This window comes from Actinosynnema sp. CA-299493 (assembly GCF_050946825.1).
Classification (GTDB): Bacteria; Actinomycetota; Actinomycetes; order Mycobacteriales; family Pseudonocardiaceae; genus Actinosynnema.
In genome coordinates this window covers 4,441,873-4,459,493 of sequence record NZ_CP191993.1, presented here as the reverse complement: position 1 = coordinate 4,459,493, position 17,621 = coordinate 4,441,873, and the positions used below count along the sequence as shown (strand labels likewise).

Sequence of the window (17,621 nt, the reverse complement as noted above, 5' to 3'; positions counted from 1 at the left end):
CCCGCGCCCCCGGAAATCCGGCGACACCGGCGGCCGGGCCCGCCAGGATGGCCGGCGTGGAAGAGGTCGAGGTCGTCTTCGCCCACAGCCGGCGGGTGACGCTGCGCGTCGGTGACGTGTTCCTGAAGGTCGACGGCGACCGCGAGATCGCCGAGGCCGCGCTCCGGCCGTGGACACCGGTGTTCGTGCACGGCGACCTGCAGATCACCCACGTGTTCGTCGTCGGCGACGACGTCGCCGGCGTCATCGACTGGTCCGAGGCGGCGCCCGGCGACGCCATGGCCGACCTCGCCACCCTGACGCTCGGGCACGAGGACCGCCTGGAGGACCTGCTCGCCGGCTACGGCGCCGGCGCGGACCGGGACGTGATCCGCGCCTGGTGGTCGCTGCGCGGCCTGGTGGCCTCGCGCCGGCCGGCTGACCTCGAGGTCCCGAGCGGGTCAGCGCTGCCCGGCCAGCAGGATCGCGCCGAGCACCACGAAACTGATGAAGAACGTCGGCAGCGAGGCCAGCACCAACCACCCGAACGCCAACCGCCGGTGCCCGAAGAAGCGCCGGACCAACCAGGCCGACACGAGGGTGGGCAGGACCAACCGGCCGACGAGCAACCCGACCCCGTACCCGGACACGGGCCCGCCCCCGATCACGACCGCCGCGACCAGCACGACCCCCACCCACACCAGTGACGCCAGCAGGCTCCGGCCGAACGACGTGCCGACGCGCGCCGGAGGAGTCGGCGCAGGTCCCGGGACGGGCTCGTGCGGCGGGGTCGGCAAGGCGGCGTCGCGGTCGAACTCCACGGTTCCCCCCGAGGTGCGGTCCGGCTGGTCGTGCCGTGCGGCGAGCAGGCGTGACCAGCGCAGACGGCGGCAGCAAGGATATCCCGCCACCAGGGGTGCCCCGAAGCGCGGGCGTTGTGGGTCGGGTTCGGCGTCGCACGACGTCAGTCCTGAGTGGTAGGTGACCGACCCCGTTTCCGTCGCCTCGAAGATCGCTACCCGAGTGGGCGGGTGCCGCGCAGGAATTGGGTGACGGCGGTTTCCACCAGGTCGTCGAGCAGTTCCGGCTTGACGATGTTGCCGTTGATGATCGTGGCGATGCCCTGGAGGGTGGCGAACAGGACGATCCCGATCCGCTCGGGGTCGCCGGCTTCGAGTGCGCCTTGCGCCTGGCCTTGCAAGATCAGGTCGTGCATCAGCCGGAACGGGGCCTCGGCCGCTTCGACTATCCGCTCCGCGCCCGGCCGGTGCTTGCTCGTGTACATCAGTTCGAGGAGCGCGGCGTTCTCCGTGGCGAACCGGGTGTAGGCGGTCATGGTCACCCGCACGCGCGACGGGAAGTCCTCGCCCGCACGCGCCAACGCGGCGCGCAACGTGGCGTCCAGGCGGTCGAACCCGGACACGGCGAGGGCGTCGAGCAACGCCTGGCGGTCCGGGAAGTGCCTGCGCGGTGCGGCGTGGCTGACGCCGATCTCCCGGGCCAGGTCACGCAGCGAGAGCTGGTCCGCGCCGTGCCCGCGCAGGCCGCGCTCGGCCGCGTCGAGCAGGGCGGTGCGGAGGTTCCCGTGGTGGTAGGGCCGCTCGGGGGTCGCTTCGGGCACCGCGCAACCATAGCGAACGGTGTTTTCGTTGACAACATAGTTGCCGGTGCCTACTTTGTAGCTCATGACAACATTCAGCGCCTCGGACGTTCCTCCCCTGACCGGCCGCACGGTCGTCGTCACCGGCGCGAACAGCGGGATCGGTCGCGTCGCCGCCCGCGTGCTCGCTGCCAAAGGCGCACGGGTCGTGCTGGCCGTGCGCGACCTCGAGAAGGGCCGCGAGGCCGCCGCCGCGATGGCCGGGCAGGTGGAGGTCCGGCGGCTCGACCTCGCCGACCTCTCCTCGGTCCGCGCGTTCGCCGACGACCTCACCGACCCCGTCGACGTGCTGATCAACAACGCGGGTGTGATGATCCCGCCCCTCACCCGCACGGTCGACGGTTTCGAGCTGCAGTTCGGGACCAACCACCTCGGCCACTTCGCGCTCACCAACCTGCTGCTGCCCCGGATCCGGGACCGCGTCGTCACCGTCTCGTCCAACGGCCACAAGGTGGGCTCGATCGACTTCGACGACCTGAACTGGGAGCGCAAGCCGTACCGGGCGATGTCCGCCTACGCGCAGTCCAAGCTCGCCAACCTGCTGTTCAGCTCGGAACTCCAGCGGCGGCTGACCGCGGCCGGCTCACCGGTGGTCGCGACCGCCGCGCACCCCGGCATGGCGACCACGAACCTGCTGAAGTCGGACGGTCGACGCGTGCGCGACCTCGCGCAGAAGGCGGTGGCCGGTCTCCTCGCGCAGAGCGAGGACGACGGCGCCCTGCCGACGTTGTACGCGGCCGTGGCGGACGTCCCGGGTGACAGCTACGCGGGCCCGAGCGGCTTCCTGGAGGGACGCGGCGCGCCGAAGCTGGTCGGCCGCTCGGCGAAGGCGCGGGACGCCGGGACGGCCCGCCGCCTGTGGGAGGTCTCCGAGAAGCTGACCGGAGCCGTCTTCCCCTGGCCCGTCCCGCAGGCCGCCTAACCGGGACGGACGGGTTGGCGCAGCACCGTCCTGAGCTTCGCGGGCTCGGTCTTGCGGGGGTCTCCGACGTAGACCTCGTGGTGCAGCCCGCTCATCCGCAGGCCGTTCGCCTGGAGCCACTCGTCGTGGAGCCTGGCCAGCACCGGTCCTTCGTCGTCGTAGGACCCGATGTGCAGCACTTGGGCGCTGACCCCCTCGTGCAGGACCTCACGGCGGACGTCGGCGATGGCGGGGAGAGCCTTCTTGGCCGAGGCGACCTGCTTGGCCGCCTCGATCGCCTCCTCGGAGATCCAGCCGGGTTGGCTGATGAGCATCCGCCAGTGCCAGGAGTCCTTGGCGCGGGCGGTGAAGACCTCCGGGTCGTCCGCCCACCACAGCCCTTCCAAGGGCGCGACGACGAGGTCGCGGCCCTCGCGCTTGCTCGCGAACTTGATCGTGTACGCGACCGAGTAGAGCGCGGCGACGGCGTCGGCGTGCGCGGCGCTGGTGTTGGGGTCGCCGCGCCCGTCGATGGCGACGAACTGCTGTTCGGGCACGTCGACGAGCGCCCAGTCGGTGTTCCTCGGCGCGTAGAGCTGCTTGAGCTCCCGCTTGACGTCGTAGCGGTCCAGGCTCATCGTCCGCCGTCCTCCTGCTCGGGTGAGTCGGTCAGCTCGGCCCGGTAGGCGGACAGCCAGCGCTGTTCGGCCTCCAGTTGGGCCAGCGAGTAGTCGAAGATCGCCCGGGCGAAGCGGGGCGCGTGCGGTTGGGCGGCGACGGCCGCGCGGAGTTCCGCGATCTTCCCGGCCACCGAGGCGGCACGACGGGCGAGCGCGACGCGGAGCCGTTCCGGTGGGATCACGGGCTGGTTCGCCAGCCCGACGAGGACGGGCGGGTACACCGGCCGGAGCTCGGCCACCGCCGCTTCCGCCGCCCGCGCGCACGCCCGGCGCCCGTCCTCGGTCGGGCCGAAGACCTTGCGGGCCTTGCCCCGCCCGGGCATCGGCGTGCCGACCTCCGCCACCAGGCCGCGGTCGCGCAGCTTCGCCAGCAGGTAGTAGATGGAGCTGAACCCGATCTCGGTCCACTCCCTCATGCCGCGGGCGGTGATCACCTCTTCCAGCTCGTAGCCGTGCCGTGGTCGTTCCACCAGCAGGCCCAGCAGGGTCAGTTCGGCGGGGGTCAGCTCCTCGGGCACCCTACTATTCTAGCACTAGAATAAGACGCGTGGAACCGTCGCGTTCACCGAGCACCACCGCCGAGGACGGTGTGCGGAACGAGCCCGGCCGCAGATTCATCGACGGGGAACGGAGTTCCGGGTGGTCCCGGCGCGCCCGCCGGTTTCCTGGACGGCCTCGAAGCCCTCTTCGCGCAGGAGATCGCGAGCGTGAAGGCGCACTTCGCGGCCTGACTCCACGGTGACTGATCGTCCTTCCCCTCGCGACAACTCGGTTCGTCGCGGTGACGAGGCCGAGCGCGGCATGGACCGGTCGGCGCGGGAGTACGGGGACTGAGTGGTGACACCCCGAGGTGCCCGCTCCGGTTGGCGCTAGCCTTTCGGGTGATCCACGCGCCGTCCGTGGGAGAGGTGGACACCCTTCGTGACCTACGCAGCCGAGATCAGCCGCGCCAACCCGTCCTGCTTCGTGTTCCTGGTCGACCAGTCGGCGTCGATGAACGACTCGATCGGCGGCGGGCAGCAGCGCAAGGCCGACGTGGTCGCCGACGCCATCAACCGGCTGCTCGCCGAGCTCAGCGTGAAGTGCGCGAAGGAGGAAGGCGTCCGCGACTACTTCCACGTCGCCGTCATCGGTTACGGGCACGCGGTCGGCTCCGCGTTCACCGGCCCGCTCGCGGGACGCGACCTCGTGCCGCTCAGCCAGGTCGCGGAGAAGCCCGCGCGAGTGGAGAAGCGGACCAAGAAGGTGCCGGACGGCGCGGGCGGGCTGGTCGAGACGACGACCCGCTTCCCGGTCTGGGTCGACCCGGTCGCCCACGGCGCCACGCCGATGTGCCGCGCGCTGGCCTCGGCCGAGTCGCTGGTGTCGGACTGGGTGTCCCGGCACCCGGACGGCTTCCCGCCGATCGTGCTCAACCTGACCGACGGCGAGTCCACCGACGGCGACCCGGCCGGCGCCGCGTGGGGCGTGCAGACGCACGTCACCGCCGACGGCGCCGCGCTGCTGTTCAACCTGCACGTCTCCGCCGCCAACGCCGTGCCGGTGACGTTCCCCGACACCGACGTCGCGCTCCCGGACGCCTACGCCCGCACCCTGTTCGGCATGTCCAGCCTGCTGCCGCCGCACATGCGCTTCTACGCGCTCCAGCAGGGCGTGCCGGCCGGCGACCTGGCACGCGGGTTCGTCTACAACGCCGACATCACCTCCCTGGTGCAGTTCCTGGACATCGGGACACGTGCCACGGACCTGCGCTGAGCGGCGGCATGGTCACCTCTTCCCTCCGCGTGCCCAAGCAGGGCCACACACCGCGGGAATGCGAGGACGCCGCCCACGTCGTGGCGGTCCCGGGCGGACCCGTGCTCGCCGCCGTGGCCGACGGCGCCTCGGAGAGCCTGCTCGCGGGCGAGTGGGCCGACCTGCTCACGCGGACCGTCACCGACGCCGCGCGGGACGACGATCGGGCGCTGCGGGACGCGGACCGCTTCGCCGCGGCACTGGTGCGCGCCGGGCAGGCGTGGGGCGAGTGGCTCACGGAGTACGTGGCCGAGCGCGAAGCCGACGACCGCCCGATCGCGTGGTACGAGCAGCCCAAGCTGGAACGGGGACCGCACGCCACCGTGCTCGCCGCGCGGTTTGACACCGACCCGTCCGGGACAACCAGGTGGGATGTCGCGGCGCTGGGTGACAGCTGCCTGTTCCACACCCGTGGCGACGGGCTGCTGCGCGCGTTCCCGATCGAGTCGGCGGCGGCGTTCGACAACGCGCCCGGACTGGTCAACGCGTTCAACCACGACCACGAACTGCTGGCGCGGCACGTGCGGACGGTGTCGGGCACCGCGTCCGGGGGCGACGGGTTCTTCCTCTGCACGGACGCGCTCGCCGCCTGGTTCCTGCGCGCGGCGCAACGGGGTGAGCAACCGTGGCGGGTGCTGGCGGAGTTCACGCGAGCGGGTGATCTCGACGGGTTTGCGGCCTGGTCGGCGAACGCGCGGGCGGAGGGGTTGATGCGCGATGACGACGTCACCGTCGTTCACGTCGACCTCGGGTGACGAGCCGCCGCGGGCGTGGCCGTCCGGCGCGACCTACGTGGAGGCGTTGCAGGACACCGCGCTGTGCTTCCGGGGCACCGACCTCGCGGGAGCCGACGTGCGGGTCGACGCGCTGGGCCGCCCGCGCGCGATCTCGGGCAACTTCGCCGGCGTCTTCTCGGTGACGGTCGCCGACGGCACCCGTTACGCGATCAAGTGCTTCACCCGTGAGGCGCCGGAGCAGGCCGCCCGCTACCGCGCCGTCGGCGAGCACCTGGCGCGGCTGGACGACGACTGGACCGTCGGCTTCGAGTACCTCGGCCGGGGCATCCTGGTGGAGGGCGTCTGGCACCCGGTGCTGCGGATGGAGTGGGTGGAGGCGGTCAACCTCCTGCGCTGGCTCGACCGGCACGTCGACGACTCCGCGGCCGTGTCCCGCCTCGCCGAGCGGTTCGCCGACCTGGTCGACCGGCTCGCGGCGGCGGGCGTCGGGCACGGCGACCTCCAGCACGGCAACCTGCTGATCACCGCCGACGGCTCGGTGAAGCTGGTCGACTACGACGGCGTGTACGTGCCCGCGCTCGCCGGGCGGCCGGCCGTCGAGACCGGGCACCGCAACTACCAGTCGCCGGACCGCACCGCGGCCGAGTTCGGCCCCGAGGTCGACCGGTTCTCGTCCTGGGTGGTCTACCTGTCGCTGGTGGCCCTGGCGACCGACCCCTCGCTGTGGCGGCAGTTGCGCGACGAGGACGCCGAGCACCTGCTGCTCGCCGAGTCGGACTTCGCCGACCCGGCCGGCTCGTTCCGGTTGGCCACGCTGACCGGTCACCCCGACGCGCGCCTGCGCGGGCTCGCCGAGCGCTTCGAGGAGATCCTGCTCCACCACCGCGCCGCTCCCCCGCCGCTCGAACGGCTCGACGCCGTGGAGCTATCGGGCGGGGAAGTTTTCGCCGGCGTGGAGCCGGTCGGCCCCGGCCTGCCGTCGTGGATGGCGGAACGCGTCGAGCCGCACGTGCCCGCGCCGTCGCCCTCGGTCCGGTTCGACCGCCGGGCGCCCGCCCTGGCCGCGCTGACGTGGGTGCTGGCGGTGCTGCTGCCGTTCGGCGTGCCGGCGGCGGTCCTCCTGGACGAGGCGGTGGCGGTCGCGGACCTGTCCGCCGTGCTGGTCTGGGCGGCGGCCACGGCGGCCGGCTACCGGCGGCAACCCGAGTCCGCCCCGGCCCGCGCCGCGCGCGCCGAGCGCAAGCGGCTCGCCGATGCCCGCCTGGCCGCCGCCGCGCAGGCCAGGCAGGTCGACCAGGACGCCAGGAAGGTCGCCGAGGCGACCGGGAAGTCCAAGGCGGAGCAGGAACGGCGGCGGCAGGACCTGCACCAGCGGCACGACCAGCGCCTCCGCGTGCACCAGCGGACCGTGAAGGTGCACCTGGACCAGATCGACCGCGACCGGCAGGGCTTGGCGGCCCGGATGCACCTGGAGGAGCAGCGGCTGCTGGTCCGGCGGCAGAAGGCGCACCTGCGCGCGGAACTCGCGAAGTTCCCCCTCGCGACCGCCGGCGTCGAGGGCGTCGGGCCGACGCAGGTCGCCAACCTGGAAGCCGTCGGCATCCGCACCGCGGCCGACTTCGTCGGCGTCCGCTACGAGGTGGACGGCCCCGACCGGGTGGCGCTCTTCGTCCTGGTCGACGGGCGTTCGGTGAGCGCCGCGCGGGTCGGCGAGGTGTCGGCGGTGCTCATCGACCAGTGGCGGGAACGCCGCACCGCCGAGGTCGAGGCCGATCGACCCACCGCGGTGACCCCGGTGGAGCAGCGGGCGATCAGGATCCGCTTCGCCGCGGAACGGGCCCGGCTCGACGCCGAGCACCGGCAGGCGCTGGTCGGGGCCGAGGCGAAGTTCGCCGAGCTGCGGGCCGAGCTGCGCGCGGACCAGGTCGCCCTCGCCGACGAGATGAAAGCCGCCAACACGGCCACCGCGCACACCCGCGTGGACCACGACCGGGCGGTGGCCGAAGCCGCCGTGCGGCTCGAACGCGCCGAGCGGGCCGCCGCCGAGGGCGTCACGCGCGCCGACGCGTTCCGGCCCATCACCTACCGCCGCTACCTCCGCTTCCTCCTGACCGGCCGGAACTGACCGCCCCACCGTCGGGACGCCTCCGCCGTCCCGGGTCCGCCGCGCCAACTGAGACCGCGACCTGAACTGAGACGCCCGGATTCATTGACACGTTTCGAGGTACTGCCCGAAACTTTAGGCGCTTCGCACCGGTCGTCGTTCGGTGCTGCCGTCTCCACCACCCTGTCTCAAAGGAGAGCCCTGGTGATCATCAGTTCAGGCCGCGTGAGAGTGCGTTCGGCCGTGCTCGTGTTCGTGGTAGCGGTGTTGGCGTTGGCCGGGACGTTGACGGCGGTGGCGCGGTCCACGACCACGAACGCCGCCACGGGTGACGTCGTGGCGCTCGCGGGGGTCGAGGACGACGGCGCCGACTGCCCGGTCAGCCCGCCCGGCTCGTTCCCGTCGAACTCGCGACTGCCCGACCCGTTCACCAAGCTCAACGGGCAGCGGATCACGTCGCAGTCGGACTGGCGCTGCCGCCGGGCGGAGATCCGCGAGCTGGCCGAGCGCCACGTCTACGGCGACAAGCCCGCCAAGCCGTCCAGCGTGACCGGGACGGTGTCCAGCAGCAGCATCACGGTCAACGTGTCGAACAACGGCCGCAGCTCCAGCTTCTCCGCGAGCGTGCAGCTGCCGTCGGGCACGGGTCCGTTCCCGGCGGTGATCGTCTACGGCGGGTTCGGCGGCGACACCGCCACCATCCGGGCCGCCGGCGCGGCGATCGTCAGCTTCGACCCCTACTCGGTCGGCCGCGAGGGCACACCGCGCAACAACAAGCAGGGCGCGTTCTACAGCGTCTACGGCAGCACCAGCCCCACCGGGCTGCTCATGGCCTGGGCCTGGGGCGTGTCCCGCATCATCGACGTCATCGAATCCTCCGGCGGCAACATCCTGCGCGCCGACGTCGGCGTCACCGGCTGCTCCCGCTTCGGCAAGGGTGCCTTCGCCGCCGGCGTGTTCGACCAGCGCGTCGCCCTGACCATGCCGATCGAGTCCGGCACCGCCGGCGTCCCGATCTACCGGGGCGTCAACGCCGAAGGCGGCCAGACCCTGTCCAGCGCCTACGGCGAACAGCCCTGGTTCGGCGACGCCTTCAGCTCCTACACCGGCAACCCCAACGCCGCCCCCGTCGACACCCACTCCCTCGTCGCCATGGTCGCCCCACGCGGCCTGCTCATCATGGACAACCCCCACATCGCCAACCTGGGTCCCCGTTCCGCGAGTGTGGCGGCGTTGGGTGGCGCGGAGGTCTACAAGGCGCTGGGCGCGGGAGCCAACATCACCTACCACTCCAACGTCACCGACGGAAACCACTGCGCCAACCGGTCGGAGTGGCGCACCCACATCACCCAGACCGTCCAGAAGTACCTGGTCAAGACCGGCAACCACACCGGCGTCATCCAGATGCACAGCAAAGCCACCGGCAACCTGTCGCAGTGGCGTGACTGGACCACCCCCACCCTCACCGACGGCCCCACCAGCACCACCAGCACCACAACGACCACCGGCACCACGACGACCACAACCACCACCGACGACACGACCACGACGACCACCACCACGACCACCACGACGTCGCAACAGCCAGGTGGCTGCACGGCGACGGTGTCGCTGAACCAGTGGACCGGCGGTTTCGTGGCCACGGTGAAGGTCACCGCCGGTTCCTCGCCCGTCAGCGGCTGGACCGTCGCCATGACGCTGCCGTCGGGCGCCACCGTCACCAACGCGTGGAACGTCAACCGCAGCGGCAACACCGGTGCGGTGAACTTCACCAACGTCAGCTTCAACGGCAACCTCGCCGCGGGCCAGTCGACCGAGTTCGGCTACCAGGCCACGGGCAGCGGCAGCGGCATGACGCCGACCTGCGCGGCCAGGTAGTTTCCCCGGTCGTCCAAGGCCCGGTGCGGAGGGCGCGAGCCTCCGCACCGGGCCTGCTCGTCCGCGTGGAGCCACGGGTCACAGCCACCCCGGGATGACAGCGGGGTGTGGGAGCGTTCACGCTGGTGGAGATATTCCGAACTGAGGAGTGGAGCGCCACATGGCTACCGTGACCGAGAAGGCCGTGCTCGCGGGCGGGTGTTTCTGGGGCATGCAGGACCTGTTCCGCCGCCACCCGGGCGTCGTCTCCACGCGCGTCGGCTACAGCGGCGGCGACGTCCCGAACGCGACGTACCGCAACCACGGCAGCCACGCCGAGGCGATCGAGATCGTCTTCGACCCGGCCCAGCTGAGCTACCGGCAGGTCCTGGAGTTCTTCTTCCAGATCCACGACCCGACGACGCGTGACCGCCAGGGCAACGACATCGGCGCGAGCTACCGCTCGGCGATCTTCTACACCGACGACGAGCAGAAGCGGGTCGCGGAGGCGACGATCGCCGACGTGGACGCGTCCGGCAAGTGGCCGGCCCGGGTCGTCACCGAGGTGGCGCAGGCCGGCGACTTCTGGGAGGCCGAGCCGGAGCACCAGGACTACCTCGAGCGCTACCCGAACGGGTACACCTGCCACTACGTGCGACCTGAGTGGCAGCTCGGCGAGCGGTGATCACGGCCGTCGAGGTCGTGGCGCTGCACGTGTCGCCCGTGCACGCCTACGAGGGCCGACCGGGCGACGGTCCCCGCCACGACCCCGGGCCGGTCTCGCGTGAGGACGTCGTGGTCCGGGCTGGCTTGGGCCTGGTGGGCGACCGCTACTTCAACCAGCCCGCGCACCGCACGGCCGCCGTCACGTTCTTCGCCGTCGAGTCGCTGGAGCACGTCACCGAGGGGCTCGGCCTGCGCACCACGCCGAGCCCGCTGGTGGTGCGGCGCAACGTCGTGCTGCGCGGGTTCGACGTGGACGGGCTCGCGCGCCACGACGTGTTCACCCTCGACTCGGGCGACGGCCCGGTGCGCTTCGAGGCGCACCGGGCCGCCAACCCGTGCGGTTGGCTGGACGCCGTGATCGCGCCGGGCGCGTTGAAGGCGCTGCGCGGCCGTGGCGGCAAGCGGTGCGTCCCGCTCGACGACGGCGTGCTCCGCCTCGGCCCGGCGACGCTGACCACGTGAGCGGAGGGCGGTGGGCCCGGTGACCACCGTCCAGTGGGCCACCGCGCTCGCTGCCCGCTTCGAGGGCCACCTCCTGCACATCGTCGCCCGAAACGACGAGACCGACCCCCGACCCACCGCCGACCGGTCACGGCCGTGTCGCTCGACGGTGGTGCGGCCGGCGTCAACGGCGACTGTCCGTCAGCTCGGGAGACCCGGCCGGATGAGGGGTTTCACCGGCTCGACTGGCGTTGGCCGCGACGGGGGCGCGGGGTGTCCGCCGCCGGCACTCTCACCCGTGCGCCACACAGTCGGGCGGGAACGGGGGTAGGGCATGCGGTCCAGGGTGCACAGGCATCTCGCTTCGGTGGTGCCGGAGCTCTTCGAGGACCAGGCGCCGGCCGTGGCGGTCCTGTCGGTGGCGGGGTCACTCGACGCGGAGGACAAGCGGCCGGTCCTGCCGCCGGAGTTCAACTGGCGCGACTACACCGTCATGCTGCTGCACGTCGCCGCCGAGATCGAGCACTCGCTGATGGTGCAGTACCTGTTCGCCGCCTACTCGATGGGCGGGCCGCAGGTGCCCGCGGCGCGACGGGACGACGTGCGCCGGTGGCAGGAGGTCATCCTCGGCATCGCGAAGGAGGAGATGGGCCACCTCGTCACGGTGCAGAACCTGCTCACCGCCCTCGGCGCGCCCGTCAACCTCGACCGCGAGGACTACCCGTGGGGTTCGGACTTCTACCCGTTCCCGTTCACGCTGCGCCCGTTCAGCGCGAAGTCGCTGGCCGCCTACGTGGTCGCGGAGAGCCCGGGGACGTGGTCCGGCCCGAAGGCCGACGAGATCAAGCGGGTGGCCTTCGAGTCCACCGGGCAGCACGTCAACCGGGTCGGCGCCCTCTACGGCCGGGTCGACGCGATCCTGAAGAACAAGGACTTCCTGCCGGACGAGTCGTTCCACGCCGAGACGCTGCCCTACCAGGCGTCCTGGGACGAGTGGGGGCGTGGTTACACCCGGGGTCAGCGGGGGCAGGACTCCGGCAACGTGCCGGACGTCAAGTCGCCCGAGCTGCTGATCTTCGGCGTGTTCTCGCGCGACTCGGCGCGGCGGGCGCTGCACGAGATCGGCGAGCAGGGCGAGGCGCCGGGCGCGGACCTCGAGGACGCGACCTCCCACTTCAACCGGTTCCTGGGCATCTACGAGGAGCTGACCGCGTGGCCCGGTGACGACCAGGCGCTGGTGTCCCGCCCGGTCGCGGAGAACCCGGTGACCGAGCACCGGCTCAACGAGTCGGAGGTGGCGGCCTTCGGCGCCGCGGAGGTGACGACCAGCCCGATCACCGACCCCGTCACGGCGTTGTGGGGCCACCTGTTCAACCTCCGCTACCGGATGCTGCTCACCGACATCTCCCACGCGTTCCGGCTGGCCGGCCCGGCGGACAACGGCGGCGTGCTCACCGGGCGCGGCGCGCTGGTGCACCGGGCGTTCGCCGAGATGTACCACCTGCGCGCGCTCGCCGGGCGGTTGGTGGACCTCCCGCTGGAGCGGGACGCGCCGACCGGCCGACGCGCCGGGCCTCCGTTCGAGATGCCCTACAGCCTCGAACTGCCGCACCACGACCACGACCGCTGGCTGCTGCAACGCGACCTCGTGCAGGCCTCGCGGCTGCTCACCGACCAACTGCTGAGCACCGACCCGTCGTGCGGCGGCGACCCCTACCTGGTCGCGCTGCGCGAGTCCGACCAGCGGGCGCTGGAGCAGGTCGAGCACATCCTCAGCCGCAAGGGGTGCACGCGATGACGACGATCCGGGAACTGCGCATCCTGCCCCCGCTGGCCGTGGGCCGGCTCGGCGCGGCCGCCGAGCCGATGGACAACTACACCGCCGAGACCGACCCCGACCAGCCGCTCGCGCCGCGGCGGCTGCGCCCGGCGCCGACGTTCCACGTCGACCACTCGTCCGGCGCGATCACCGGCGTCGACACCCCCGGACAGCTGCGGTTCACCGACGGGCGGGGCAAGGTCCGCCCCGTCGCGCCGTTCCTGGAGGTCTGGGCGCTCACCGACGACGGGCTGCGGCCCCTCACCCTCGACCTGCTGCGCCTCAACGGCCTGGCGCCGGACGACGTGCGGTGGCGGGTGCGGGTCGGCAACCACAAGATCCAGCGCCGCACCTACGACGACCGGGACAGGATCGACGCCGACACGGAGTGGTTCGGCGACCACGACGCGCACGCGTTGACCGGTCTGTGCCCCCACTTCCTGGAGGACCGGTCCCTGCCGCTGGGCCACGTGCGCTACCTCAAGCCGACACCGGAGTTCCCCGGCATCCGCCTGCGGTTCACCCCCGCCGGCGGCCACGTCTACGGCTCCGCGTACACCGACCGCCCCACCGACCCGGACCCCAACGTCGTCGACTTCCTCTACGACGCCACCAGAGGCACGTGGCGCGGTCACGCGGACCAGGCGGGCGACCCGAGGCTGACGATCCCGGCCCAGATCTACGCCGGCGACGACAGGCCGGACGGCGCCTGGGTGAGCCGCGGCTACCTGGACGACGAGTGCGACGGCCTGGTCCACGTCAAGCTCCAGGTCTCGGGCCGGGAGCTGACCGCGCTCGGCCGCATCGGCGCGGGCCCACCCGCCTACGCGCCGGACTCGATCCCGATCCGCACGGTCGCGGACGAGCTCGACCAGGCGTTGTTCGGGCCCAGGGCCACCGCCGACGACACGCTGGAGCAGGCTCGCGCCGTGGCCGAGGAGGTGCTGCGCCGGGCCACCGAGACGGTGCGGCTGATGAACACCGAGGTGATGAACGGCAACACCGTGGACGGCCGGGTCGACGCCGCCAGCACGATGGTGCGGCAGGACACGGCCGACACCGGCAGGTTGTTCGAGCCGATCATGGCCCCGTCGCTGGTGGACGCCGCCGCGGTCCTCGCCCTGCACCAGAACGTGCTCGCCGCCCTGCGCAGCGGCACCGCGCCGTGGTTCGCCGACGTGCTGCGCGACCACGACGAGGTGGGCGACCTCACCGCCAAGGGCAGGCGCAAGATGCCGGCCCTGATGCGCGGCGCGGACGGCCGGTCGCTGGCCCTGACCCGCCGCCAGGTCGACCTCGTCCGCCTGGCCGCCCGGCAGGCGATCTTCCGGCAGGACACAGACGACCCCGAGGTGCCGCGATGAGCGACGACCGCATCGACCCGATGAACCTCACCGCGCAACTGCACTACAACGCCGCCGGCAACCCGCCGAGCACGCTGCCGGAGTCGGCGATCTCCAACGCCTTCCCCGGCCTGGAGTTCGACATCCGCAACATCTGGCGCAGGCTGCTGGTCGGCATCGAGCTGCACGAGTCCGACAACTACGTCGTGGGCGCCGACCGGGGGTACGAAGGACTCGTCGGCCGCCGCCTGCTGACCGTCGCCGACCACGACGTCATCGGCGGACTGGTCGGCCCGACCCGGCCCGGCGCCGGGTCCGCGCCGCTGACCTCGCCGACCAACCCGGACGGCGTGACCATGCTGGAGTGGTCGAACTCGCTGGCCGACGTGCTGGACAGGCACGTGGGCCGGACCGTGCCGTGCCTGTTCACCAGCGGTCCCGCGCCGAACCCGGTCGGCAAGCCCGCGAAGCTGCCCGATCCGGGGTTCGAGGTGGTGGAGCTGGAGGTCAGGCCGCTGTTCGCGACGAGCGCGGAGACCGGCGAACCGCTCGCCGTGATCGCCGAGGAGATGGCCGGGCCCGGCGACCTGACCCGCGGCCTGTGCTCGCCCTGGCAGAACGACTACCGCGAGTGCGCCTGCTACTACTGGGCCGCCAGCCGGCCGGACTACGTCAACGTCGAGGACACCGCGGCGGGCACCACCACCGGCAACCACTGGTTCGCCGTCGACCGCGAGCCGCGCGAGTACGTCCTCGACAGCCGCGCCGACTCCCGGCTGGTCAGCTACGACGACCTGTTCCAGGACTGGCAGGGCAAGCTGCGGTTCGTCGTCGGCGGCGACGACGCGCCCGAGCACCTCGAAGCCGACCCGGAGGACCGATGACCGCGAGCAGGCTGTTCGAGGCGTCCACCCCCGTCCACCCCGACGTCCACCTGCTCGACACCGACGCCGGACCGCGCGTGCTCGTCGCCGACGGCAGCCGTCTGTTCGGCGTCGGCCAAGCCCTCTACGACCGGATCGACGCCGCGCGCCGCGATCCCGACCCGCGGGCGATGGACGTGCTCCTGGCCGACATCGGCCTCGACGCGCCGCGGCAGGTGGACGACCTCGCGCCCGACCCGCCGCCGGTGCGGGCGCTGTCGCTGGCCGTCGCCCAGAAGTGCAACCTCGGCTGCACCTACTGCTACGCCCAGCAGGGCGACTTCGGCGGGCCGGCCAAGAACATGCCGGAGGCCACCGCGTTCGCCGCCGTGGACACCCTGTTCCGCGACGCCGCCCCCGGCGAGCGCGTCAACCTCGCGTTCCTCGGCGGCGAGCCGATGATCAACCGGCCGGTCGTGCGCGCCGCGACCGGGTACGCCGTCACGGTGTCGCGGCGGACCGGGATCCCGGTCACGTTCTCCATCACCACCAACGGCACCCTGCTCACCCCCGAGGACGGCGAGTTCTTCGAGGCGCACGGTTTCGCGGTCACGGTCAGCCTCGACGGCGTCGGCGCGCGGCACGACCTGCTGCGACCGCACCGCGACGGGCGCGGCAGCTACCGGCGCGTCATGGACCGGGTCGCGCCCCTGCTGGCGGCGCAACGCCGGATGCAGGTCTCGGCCCGCGTCACGGTCACCCCGCTCAACCTCGACCTGCCGCGCACGCTCGACGAGTTCACCGCCGCCGGGTTCCACGGCGTCGGCTTCTCCCCCATGCTCAGCTCGCCCACCGGACAGGGCGAGATGGCGCTGGCGGACCTGGAGGTCATGCTGGAGCAGATGACCGCGTGCGGCGAGGAGTTCGTCCGCCGGGTCCTCGCCGGGCAGCGCTACCCGTTCACCAACCTGGTCACCGCGCTGCGCGAGATCCACCGGGGCACGCACCGGCCCTACCCGTGCGGCGCGGGCGCGGGCTACCTCGGCGTGTCGGCCGACGGCGACCTCTCGGCGTGCCACCGGTTCGTGGGCGACGAGGACGGCGCGATGGGCGACCTGACCAGCGGGGTGGACGACGTCAAGCGCGCCCGCTGGCTGACCGACCGCCACGTGCACCGGCAGGAGCCGTGCAACGGCTGCTGGGCCCGGTACCTGTGCGGCGGCGGCTGCCACCACGAGGTGATCCGGCGCGGTCGGCCCGCCTGCGACTACATCCGGGGCTGGCTGCACCACTGCCTGTCCGTCTACAGCCGCCTGCTCGCCGCGCGCCCCGACTACTTCACCGGATGACGACCTGGGACGTCTGCGTGCTCGGTGGCGGCCCGGCGGGCTCGGTGTGCGCGCTGCGCCTGGCCCGACTCGGCCACCGCGTCGTGCTGCTGGAACGCCGACCGTTCCCCCGGCCGCACGTGGGCGAGGCGCTGTCGCCCGGCGTCCGGCCGCTGCTCGACGTGCTGGACCTCCGGCACGCCCTCGACGACGCCCTGCCCTCCCGAGGCGCCTTGGTGTGCTGGGAGGACACCACGACCCGCCTGGTCGCACCCGATCCCCGTGCCGTCACGGTCGACCGAGGGCAGTTCGACCACGTCCTCCTCACCGCCGCGCGGGCCGCCGGCGTCGAGGTCCGCCAACCGGTCCGCGCCGGACGCCCCGGGCGCACCGGCACGGGCTGGGACGTCCCCCTGCCCGACGGGACGCTCCGAGCCCGCTTCCTGGTCGACGCGAGCGGGCGGCGCCGCGTCTCGGGCGGCACGACCACCGCCGCCGGCCCCAGGACCCTCGCCCTGCACGCCGTCTGGCCCGGGGCGGGCCCGACCCGGATCGGCGCCGGACCGCGGACCTGGTGCTGGGGCGCGCCACTGCCCGACGGCACGGTCCGCGCCATGGCGTTCACCGACGCCGAGCTCCTGCGCGCGCACCGCCCGGACCGCCTCTACCACCGGCTGCTGGACAGCACCGGCCTGTTCGCGGACCGGCCGGGATCGCTCGACGTCGCCGTCTGCGATGCCACCGCGTACCGCGACGACGATCCCGTCACCGAGGACAGCGTCAAGATCGGTGAGGCGGCCTTCGCCCTCGACCCGGTGACGTCGTTCGGAGTGGACAGCGCGCTGCACAGCGCCATGGCCGCCGCCGTCACCGTCCACACCGTCCTCTCGCACGGCGACCGGGCCGCCGCCCTCGCCTTCTACCGCGACAGCCGGGACCGGACCGCGGCCCGCCACACCACCTGGACCGCCGCCCACTACGACCGCCACCGCACCCACCGCGACCAGCCGTTCTGGCGCCGCCGGGCCACCCCGCTCCCCCGGACCCGGCCGCCCGCCCCACCCACCCCGCTGACCCCCGGGCACCTGCTCCGCCCGGTCCGGCTCGCACCCGACGCCGCCGTCGTGCCCACCCCGTGCCCGGTGGGAGACCTGGTCACCCTGCGCCGGGCGCTTACGCACCCGGCCCTGGCCACCCCCGTCGCCCACGTGGGGGGCGCCGAGCTGGCGCCGCTGCTGGACTGCGTCGAGCGCAGCGCGTCCCTCGCCGACCTGCTCCGCGCCTGGTCGGCGCACCTGCCCGCGCACCGCGCCGAGGCGACGGCGAAGTGGCTGTTCGAGGCGGGGCTGCTGGTGGCCGCGCGGTGAGCTGATCCCCCGCGCGGCCACG

General features: G+C 72.8%; 16 protein-coding genes. 13 read left to right on the top strand and 3 right to left on the bottom strand.

Features of this window, described 5'->3' with window-relative positions; all coding sequences use genetic code 11:
* Positions 1 to 56: 56 nt before the first annotated feature.
* Positions 57 to 686 (top strand): phosphotransferase family protein, encoded by a 630-nt coding sequence (locus ACQPYE_RS18380; protein ID WP_498722602.1) that lies wholly within the window; start codon positions 57 to 59, stop codon positions 684 to 686.
* Between the two features lie 308 nt (positions 687 to 994).
* Here ACQPYE_RS18380 and ACQPYE_RS18375 read toward each other — a convergent pair whose 3' ends face one another.
* Positions 995 to 1,600, bottom strand: coding sequence for a TetR/AcrR family transcriptional regulator (locus tag ACQPYE_RS18375; protein WP_498722601.1), 606 nt, complete (start codon positions 1,598 to 1,600; stop codon positions 995 to 997).
* A gap of 64 nt (positions 1,601 to 1,664) precedes the next feature.
* Here ACQPYE_RS18375 and ACQPYE_RS18370 point away from each other — a divergent pair, with 64 nt between their 5' ends.
* Complete coding sequence (locus ACQPYE_RS18370) at positions 1,665 to 2,561, top strand: oxidoreductase (RefSeq protein ID WP_498722600.1); 897 nt, start codon at positions 1,665 to 1,667, stop codon at positions 2,559 to 2,561.
* On the opposite strand, the gene ACQPYE_RS18365 is transcribed toward ACQPYE_RS18370, so the two are convergent.
* Together ACQPYE_RS18365 and ACQPYE_RS18360 are read right to left on the bottom strand one after the other, a co-directional pair.
* Complete coding sequence (locus ACQPYE_RS18365; protein WP_498722599.1) at positions 2,558 to 3,178, bottom strand: GyrI-like domain-containing protein; 621 nt, start codon at positions 3,176 to 3,178, stop codon at positions 2,558 to 2,560. The two genes, ACQPYE_RS18370 and ACQPYE_RS18365, sit on opposite strands and share 4 nt — an antisense overlap.
* Positions 3,175 to 3,738: a PadR family transcriptional regulator gene (locus ACQPYE_RS18360; RefSeq protein WP_498722598.1), complete on the bottom strand. Its 564-nt coding sequence runs from the start codon at positions 3,736 to 3,738 to the stop codon at positions 3,175 to 3,177. The genes ACQPYE_RS18365 and ACQPYE_RS18360 overlap by 4 nt, the downstream gene beginning before the upstream one ends.
* 403 nt (positions 3,739 to 4,141) lie before the next feature.
* Here ACQPYE_RS18360 and ACQPYE_RS18355 point away from each other — a divergent pair, with 403 nt between their 5' ends.
* The 11 genes from ACQPYE_RS18355 to qhpG all read left to right on the top strand — a co-directional run bounded on the left by ACQPYE_RS18355 (position 4,142) and on the right by qhpG (position 17,599).
* The gene (locus tag ACQPYE_RS18355) at positions 4,142 to 4,975 is read left to right on the top strand and encodes a vWA domain-containing protein (protein WP_498722597.1); all 834 of its coding nucleotides are present in this window, start codon (positions 4,142 to 4,144) and stop codon (positions 4,973 to 4,975) included.
* Positions 4,976 to 4,983: 8 nt separating this feature from the next.
* Positions 4,984 to 5,769, top strand: coding sequence for a protein phosphatase 2C domain-containing protein (locus ACQPYE_RS18350; protein WP_498722596.1), 786 nt, complete (start codon positions 4,984 to 4,986; stop codon positions 5,767 to 5,769).
* Positions 5,732 to 7,876 (top strand): serine/threonine-protein kinase, encoded by a 2,145-nt coding sequence (locus ACQPYE_RS18345; RefSeq protein WP_498722595.1) that lies wholly within the window; start codon positions 5,732 to 5,734, stop codon positions 7,874 to 7,876. Before ACQPYE_RS18350 ends, ACQPYE_RS18345 begins: the two co-directional genes overlap by 38 nt.
* Before the next feature lie 204 nt (positions 7,877 to 8,080).
* Complete coding sequence (locus ACQPYE_RS18340) at positions 8,081 to 9,733, top strand: glucuronyl esterase domain-containing protein (protein WP_498722594.1); 1,653 nt, start codon at positions 8,081 to 8,083, stop codon at positions 9,731 to 9,733.
* 160 nt (positions 9,734 to 9,893) lie between these two features.
* The gene (gene msrA, locus ACQPYE_RS18335; RefSeq protein WP_123741744.1) at positions 9,894 to 10,397 is read left to right on the top strand and encodes a peptide-methionine (S)-S-oxide reductase MsrA; all 504 of its coding nucleotides are present in this window, start codon (positions 9,894 to 9,896) and stop codon (positions 10,395 to 10,397) included.
* Positions 10,376 to 10,900 carry a molybdenum cofactor biosysynthesis protein gene (locus ACQPYE_RS18330; protein WP_498722593.1) on the top strand — a complete coding sequence of 175 codons (525 nt, stop codon included), beginning with the start codon at positions 10,376 to 10,378 and terminating at the stop codon, positions 10,898 to 10,900. Before msrA ends, ACQPYE_RS18330 begins: the two co-directional genes overlap by 22 nt.
* A gap of 349 nt (positions 10,901 to 11,249) precedes the next feature.
* Positions 11,250 to 12,677: a ferritin-like domain-containing protein gene (locus ACQPYE_RS18325; protein WP_498722592.1), complete on the top strand. Its 1,428-nt coding sequence runs from the start codon at positions 11,250 to 11,252 to the stop codon at positions 12,675 to 12,677.
* Complete coding sequence (locus ACQPYE_RS18320) at positions 12,674 to 14,062, top strand: hypothetical protein (RefSeq protein ID WP_498722591.1); 1,389 nt, start codon at positions 12,674 to 12,676, stop codon at positions 14,060 to 14,062. Before ACQPYE_RS18325 ends, ACQPYE_RS18320 begins: the two co-directional genes overlap by 4 nt.
* Entirely contained in the window at positions 14,059 to 14,925 is an 867-nt protein-coding gene (locus tag ACQPYE_RS18315; protein ID WP_498722590.1) for a hypothetical protein, read from the top strand. The genes ACQPYE_RS18320 and ACQPYE_RS18315 overlap by 4 nt, the downstream gene beginning before the upstream one ends.
* Positions 14,922 to 16,253: an SPASM domain-containing protein gene (locus tag ACQPYE_RS18310; protein WP_498722589.1), complete on the top strand. Its 1,332-nt coding sequence runs from the start codon at positions 14,922 to 14,924 to the stop codon at positions 16,251 to 16,253. Before ACQPYE_RS18315 ends, ACQPYE_RS18310 begins: the two co-directional genes overlap by 4 nt.
* Positions 16,250 to 17,599 (top strand): flavin-dependent monooxygenase QhpG, encoded by a 1,350-nt coding sequence (qhpG, locus tag ACQPYE_RS18305; protein ID WP_498722588.1) that lies wholly within the window; start codon positions 16,250 to 16,252, stop codon positions 17,597 to 17,599. The genes ACQPYE_RS18310 and qhpG overlap by 4 nt, the downstream gene beginning before the upstream one ends.
* The last annotated feature ends 22 nt before the right edge of the window (positions 17,600 to 17,621 follow it).